The 7,021-nt window shown below is 66.8% G+C and carries 2 protein-coding genes; both read left to right on the top strand.

Annotation, left to right across the window (positions count from 1 at the left end; all coding sequences use genetic code 11):
* Positions 1-5,991 (top strand): amino acid adenylation domain-containing protein (locus ACLEJW_RS23090; protein ID WP_440778312.1); only part of this gene is annotated, 5,991 nt, incomplete at its 5' end.
* A gap of 60 nt (positions 5,992-6,051) precedes the next feature.
* Positions 6,052-7,002 carry an alpha/beta hydrolase gene (locus ACLEJW_RS23085; protein WP_313460179.1) on the top strand — a complete coding sequence of 317 codons (951 nt, stop codon included), beginning with the start codon at positions 6,052-6,054 and terminating at the stop codon, positions 7,000-7,002.
* Positions 7,003-7,021: the final 19 nt, after the last annotated feature.

The raw sequence follows: 7,021 nt of genomic DNA, 5'->3' as shown, positions 1-7,021 counted from the left end.
CACGACAACTTCTTCGAACTGGGCGGTGATTCCATCGTCTCGATTCAGCTGGTCAGCCGTGCCCGCCAGCTGGGCCTGCGCTTCACACCCAAGGACGTCTTCGAGCAGCAGACCTTGCAGCGCCTGGCCGGCGTTGCCGGCTACAGCGAAACCAGCCAGGTCGAACAAGGGCCGGTGACCGGCGAGGCGCCGTTGCTGCCGATCCAGCGGCTGTTCTTTGAAACTGCCATCCCAGCCCGCCATCACTGGAACCAGGCCTTGGTGTTGGCGCCTGTCGAGGCCCTTGAGGCTGAGTTGCTGCGCGCCGCGCTGCAACAAGTGACCCTGCACCACGATGCCCTGCGCCTGCGTTATCGCCAGGATGCCGAGGGTTGGGTGCAGTACCACGCCGCCGTCGACCAGGCGGTGCAGTTGCAATGCGTGCAAGTCGATGACCTTGAACGGACGGCTGCCGAGGCTCAGCGCAGCCTGTCGCTGCAACACGGGCCGCTGTGCCGTGCGCTGCTGGCCACGCGTTGCGACGGCAGCCAGCGTTTGCTGCTGGTCGCCCACCACCTGGTCATCGACGGTGTGTCCTGGCGCATTCTGCTCGACGACCTGCAAAGCGCCTATCGCCAGTTGCGTAACGGCCAAGCGCTGCGCCTGCCCGCCAAGACCAGCGCCTACAAGGCGTGGGGCGAGCAGTTGCTGGCCCATGCCGGGTCAGCGGCAATGGCCGCCGAGCTGACTTACTGGCAAGCCCAGCTCGCCGAGGGCGGCGAGGGCATCCTGGCCGACCACCGTGAGGGCAGCCAGGCCAAACGCCATGCCCACACCCTGATCAGCCGCTTCGATCCGGCAACGACCCGCGCCTTGCTGCAGGAAGCGCCGGCGGCGTACCGCACCCAGGTCAACGACCTGTTGCTCACGGCCCTGGCGCAGGCCCTGTGCGCCTGGAGCGGCGAGGCCTCGGCGCTGGTGCAGCTGGAAGGACACGGCCGTGAGGAACTGTTCGACAGCCTCGATCTGTCGCGCACGGTGGGCTGGTTCACCAGCGTGTACCCGGTGCGTCTGCAACCCGCTGACGACATCGGCACCTCGATCAAGCGCATCAAGGAGCAGTTGCGCAACGTGCCGAACAAAGGCATCGGCTACGGCGTGCTGCGTCACCTCGGTCCTCAGGCTGCCCGGCAAGCCCTGGCTGAGCTGCCGCAGCCGCGCATCACCTTCAACTACCTCGGCCAGTTCGATGCAGGTTCGGCAGACGATGCGCTCTGGCGTCTGGCCGATGAGTCGGCCGGCAGCGGGATCGATGACGATGCCCCGCTGGGCAACTGGCTGAACCTCGATGGCCAGGTGCACCAGGGCGAGCTCAGCTTGAGTTGGACATTCAGCACCTGCACCTTTGAAACCCGCCGGGTACAGGCGTTGGCGCGCGCATTCGAACACGCGCTGCGGGCACTGGTCGAGCATTGCCGGCATCCGGCCAATCATGGCGTGACGCCGGCCGACTTCCCGCTGGCCGGCCTCGACCAGGCGCAGCTCGATGCCTTGCCGGTGGCAGTGGACGACATCGAAGACCTGTATGCCCTGTCGCCGATGCAGGAGGGGATGTTGTTCCACACCCTTTCCGACGGTGGCTCGGCGCTGTATGTCAATCAGGTCAGCCTGCCGGTCGAGGGCCTTGATCCGCAGCGTTTCGCCGCCGCCTGGCAACGCACCATGGCCCGTCATGACATCCTGCGCACCAGCTTCCACTGGCAAGGGCTGCCGCGCCCGGTGCAGGTGGTGCACCGCCGGGCTCGCCTGGACTTCGAAGTGCTCGACTGGCGCAGTGAGACGGTCACTGCGCAGCGCCTGGCCGAGCGTGCCGAGGCGCAGTGCGCCCAGGGCTTCGACCTGACACGCGCGCCACTGCAACGGCTGCTGCTGATCCGTGTGGCGCAGCAGCGCTATCAGCTGATCTGGACCAGCCATCACATCCTCATGGACGGCTGGTCCAGCTCGCAGCTGTTCGGCGAGGTGATGGAGCAGTATCACCAAGGCAGCAGCACGGCTGAGGTGGGCCGCTACCGCGACTTCATCGCCTGGCTGCAGCACCAGGATCAGGGCGCGCTGGAGCGCTTCTGGCAAGAGCGCCTGCAGCGCCTGGACGAGCCGACCTCGCTGAGCCAGGCGGTGCACCCGCGCCATGCCAGCGATGAGCCGGGCCACCACGCCCTGTATACCCGTTGGGACGCCGAGCGTACCGCCCACCTGCAGCAACGCTGCCGCGAACTGCGCATCACCGCCAACACCCTGGTGCAGGGTGCCTGGCTGCTGTTGCTGCAGCGTTATACCGGCCAGGCGTCACCGTGCTTCGGCGCAACCGTCGCTGGGCGCCCGGAAGCCCTGGTAGGGGCCGAGCGCATGCTCGGGTTGTTCATCAACACCCTGCCGGTGATCGGCCGCATGGACGCTGAGCAGCCACTGCTGGACTGGCTGCAGGCTTTGCAACGTGACAACCTGGAGCTGCGTGAACACGCCCATGCGCCGTTGGCCGACGTGCAGCGCTGGTCGGGGCAGGGCGGGCAGCCGTTGTTCGACAGCATCATCGTCTTCGAGAACTACCCGATCGACCAGCGCCTGGGTGACAGCGCTGCCGGCGGGCTGAGCTTCGGTGAGTCGTCCAACCACGATGTCACCAACTTCCCCATGGACTTGGCGGTGCACCTGGGCGAGCAGCTGTCGATCGAGTACCTGTACCTGCGCGGCAGCTTCAGCGAGCCGGCGGTGCAGGGCATTCGCGCCATGATGGAACATTTGCTCGAACACATGCTGGCCAGCCCGGATGTCGCATTGGGCAACCTGCAGCGCCTGCCAGAGGCGCAATGCGCAGCGCTGCGCGATTGGAGTGCAGCGCCCGGCGAAGCCCGGCAGGTGCAGCCGTTGGTCGAACTGATCGCGCGCCATGCCGAGCAGCGCCCACAGGCACTGGCGGTGCAATGCGCAGGTCAGCAGCTGGACTATCTGCAACTGGAGCGCTCGGCCAACCGCCTGGCCAACCGCCTGCAAGCCCTGGGCGCCGGCCCCGAGGTGATCGTCGGCGTCGCCCTGGAGCGCTCTGTGCAAACCGTGGTGGCCTTGCTGGCGGTGATGAAGACAGGCGCTGCGTATGTGCCGCTGGATATCGACTACCCGGCCGAACGCCTGGCCTATATGGTCGAGGACTCGGGCATGGCCTTGCTGATTACCGAGCAGGCACTGCAGGCGCGGGTGCCGGCGGCGGCGACCCTGCAACGGGTGCTGCTCGACGATGCAGACCCGCAGCAATGGCCGGATACCGCACCGCTGTCCCAGGCCCGGCCAGGCAACCTGGCCTACCTGGTCTATACCTCCGGCTCCACCGGCCGGCCGAAAGGCGTAGCGGTACCGCAAGGCCCGCTGAGCATGCACTGCCAGGCAATCGCCGAGTTGTACGAGATGCAGCCCGGTGTGCGTGAGCTGCACTTCATGTCGTTCGCCTTCGACGGCGCCCACGAACGCTGGCTGACCACCCTGATGGTCGGTGGCACGCTGGTGATTCGCGATGGCAGCTTGTGGACCCCTGAGCAGACCTGCCGGGCGCTGCACGAGCAGCGTATCGACATCGCCTGTTTCCCACCGGCCTACCTCAAGCAGATGGCCGAATTCGTCGAAGGCAGCGCAATGCCACCGCCGCCTGTGCGCATTTACTGCTTCGGCGGCGATGCGGTACCTGAGCGCAGCTTCGAGCAGGTCAGGGCGGCGCTGCGTCCGCGCCACTTCACCAATGGCTATGGCCCTACCGAAACGGTGGTCACGCCGTTGTTGTGGAAAGCAGCGGACGACGACCGCTGTGGCGCCGACTACGCGCCCATCGGCCGTGCCGTGGGCGAGCGTAGCCTGCATGTCCTGGACGAGCAGCTCAACCCCTTGCCGGTGGGCTTTGCCGGTGAACTGTACATTGGCGGCGAGGGGCTCGCCCGAGGCTATCAGAACCGTCCTGGGCAGAGTGCCGAACGCTTCGTCGCCGATCCGTTCGGCGCCCCCGGCGCGCGCCTGTACCGTACTGGCGACCTGGTGCGCCTGCGCGAGGATGGCATCCTCGATTACCTGGGGCGTATCGACCAGCAAGTGAAGATCCGCGGTTTTCGTATCGAGCTGGGCGAAGTCGAAGCGGCGTTGCGCCGTCAGCCGGCGGTCGAGGATGCCCTGGTGGTCGCCCGAGACGGCGCCTCGGGCAAGCAGTTGGTGGGGTATGTGGTAGGTGACCCGGCCCTGTCGGGGGACAGCCTGAAGATGGCCTTGCGCGCCAGCCTGCCGGACTGGATGGTGCCCATGCAGGTGCTGGTGCTGTCTGCGTTCCCGGTCACGCCCAACGGCAAGCTGGATCGCAAGGCGCTGCCGGAACCGAACGTCCAGCAGCACGCCTATGTGGCGCCGCGCAACGAGCAAGAGCAGTTGCTGGCACAGGTCTGGGCCCAGGTGCTGCAGGTCGAGCAGGTCGGCATCGAAGACAACTTCTTCGAGCTCGGCGGTGACTCGATTCTCAGTCTGCAAGTGGTATCGAGGGTGAAAAACCACCCTGGCCTGGCGCTTGACCTGAAACTGCGCGACCTGTTGCGCTACCAGACCATCGCTGGGATTTGCGAGCGACCGGTCGAAACGCTCGGTGATGCGCTCGAGGACGGCAGCCTGGTGGCGGTAGAAGGCGCATTCCGCCTGCTGCCGATTCAGGAGTGGCTGTTCGCCGAGGACATGCGCGAGCCGCAGCACTTCAACCAGGCGCTGATGCTCAAGGCACGTGGCGCGCTGGACCTTGATGCGCTGGAACAGGCGCTGGGGGTGATCCAGTGCCATCATGACTCGCTGCGCTTGCGTTTCAGCCGTGACAGCGGCCGCTGGCTGCAGCATTACCTGCCCGAGGACGCCGAGGCCCCGCAGTTGTGGCGCCGCGCTGCTGCCGACGCCGAGGCGCTGGAGCAGTTGGCCAACCAGGCGCAACGCAGCCTGAACCTGGCCGACGGCCCGATGTGGCGGGCCATGCACGTGACCATGGCCGATGGAGAGGCACGTCTGCTGCTGGTGATTCACCATTTGGTGGTGGATGCGGTGTCGTGGCGGGTGCTGCTCGAGGACCTGCGCAGCGCTTATGAAGCCTGTAGCCAGGGCCAGCAGCCCACCCTGCCGCTGCGCAGTAGCAGCTACCGGGCCTGGGTCGAGCGTCTGGCAGCGGATGCCGAGCGGATCGCGGCCGAGCAAAGCGCCTGGTGGCTGCAGCAACTGGAGCGTCCGGGGCAGGATTTGCCCTGCGACAACCCGCGTGGCCGCAACCAGGTAAGCGAGCAGGCAGTGGCTCGGGTGGTGCTCGACAGCAGCCCGACCAGCCGCCTGCTGAAGGAAGCGCCGGCCGCCTATGGCACGCAGATCAACGACTTGTTGCTGACCGCCCTGGGCCGGGTGCTGTGCCGTTGGAGCGAGCAGGATTCGGTATTGGTGCAACTGGAAGGCCATGGCCGCGAAGACCTGTTCGAAAACCTCGACCTGTCGCGCACCCTGGGTTGGTTCACCAGCATGTTCCCGGTACGCCTGCAGCCGGAGCAGGACATCGGCAGCTCGATCCTGGCCATCCAGGGCCAACTGCAAGCGGTGCCGGACAAGGGCATAGGTTATGGCGTACTGCGCTACCTCGGGCCGCCTGCGCTGGGCGAGCGCCTGGCGCGGCTGCCCCAGGCGCGGATCACCTTCAACTACCTGGGGCAATTCGACCAGAGCTTCGACGAGCAGGCGCTGCTGGTGCCGGCTGCCGAAGGCACCGGCGATTGCTACAGCCCGGTGGCACGGCTGGGCAACTGGCTGGAGATCATCGGTCAGGTCTATGACGGCTGCCTGGCGCTGCGTTGTGTCTACAGCACACGCCGCTACCGTCCCGAGACCGTGCAAGGGCTGATGGACGACTACCGTGCTGAGCTGGAGTTGTTGATCGAGCATTGCCTGGAGCGGCTCGCCTGAGTCTTTTCGTCTTTCACTACGAGGGGCGGGCCTGCACGGGCCTGCCTCTGCTTGGGGAACATCATGCTGCATCCTGAACTTGAAGCTTTTCTCGACCTCGCCGAAGCCAATGCTGGCAACGCGCCGCTTCACCGCCTGAGCCCTGAGCAAGCCCGGCGTGTTTTTCAGCAGTCCACCGAGCAGCTGCGTTGGCCAGCGCCCGCAGGGTTGGTCTGCCAAAGCCTGCACGCGCCGGCGCGGGATGGCGCGGCCATACCGCTGCGCCTGTACCGGCGGCCTGAGGCTGGCGGACCGTTGCCGGTGCTGGTGTACTTCCACGGCGGCGGTTTCGTCGTTGGCAGCCTCGACAGCCACGACGGCGTCTGCCGTGAGCTGTGCGCCCGATCGGGCTGCGCGGTGTTGGCGGTGGGCTACCGGCTTGCGCCGGAGCACCGTTTTCCGGTTGCCCTGCAAGACGGTGAGGATTGCCTGGCGTGGCTGGCCACCGAAGCGCAAGCGTTGGGCCTGGACAGCACCCGCGTCGCTTTCGGTGGCGACAGCGCAGGGGCGACCTTGGCCACGGTGCTGGCCATCCAGGCTGCGCGGCTGGGTGAGCGAGCGCCGCTGGTGCCCAGCGCTCAACTGCTGTGCTATCCGGTCACCGACGCCAGCCGGCAGAGTGTGTCGCGGACCCTGTTCGGCGAAGGCTATCTGCTGGAAAGCGACACCCTGGAGTGGTTCTACGATCATTATGCGCGCACCCCGCAGGACCGCCATGACTGGCGTTTTTCGCCGTTGCTGGCCGAGGATCTGCACGGGGTCGCGCCTGCCATCGTCGCCCTGGCCGGGCTCGATCCTCTGCTTGACGAAGGTCGGGCCTATGTCGAGCGCTTGCGCGAGGCCGGCGTGGCGGTTGAGCTGATCGAGTTGCCGGGGCTTACCCATGACCTGTTGCGCATGGCTTCGGTGCTGCCGGAGGTGCTCGAGGTGCATGAGCGGTTGGGGGCGGCGTTGGGGAGGGCCATGGGGTAGGGGGCGAGCGCCGCCCGTG

It is taken from the genome of Pseudomonas sp. SMSB3, from assembly GCF_052041965.1.
Taxonomy (GTDB): domain Bacteria; phylum Pseudomonadota; class Gammaproteobacteria; order Pseudomonadales; family Pseudomonadaceae; genus Aquipseudomonas.
This window is presented reverse-complemented; position numbering and strand designations above follow the sequence as displayed.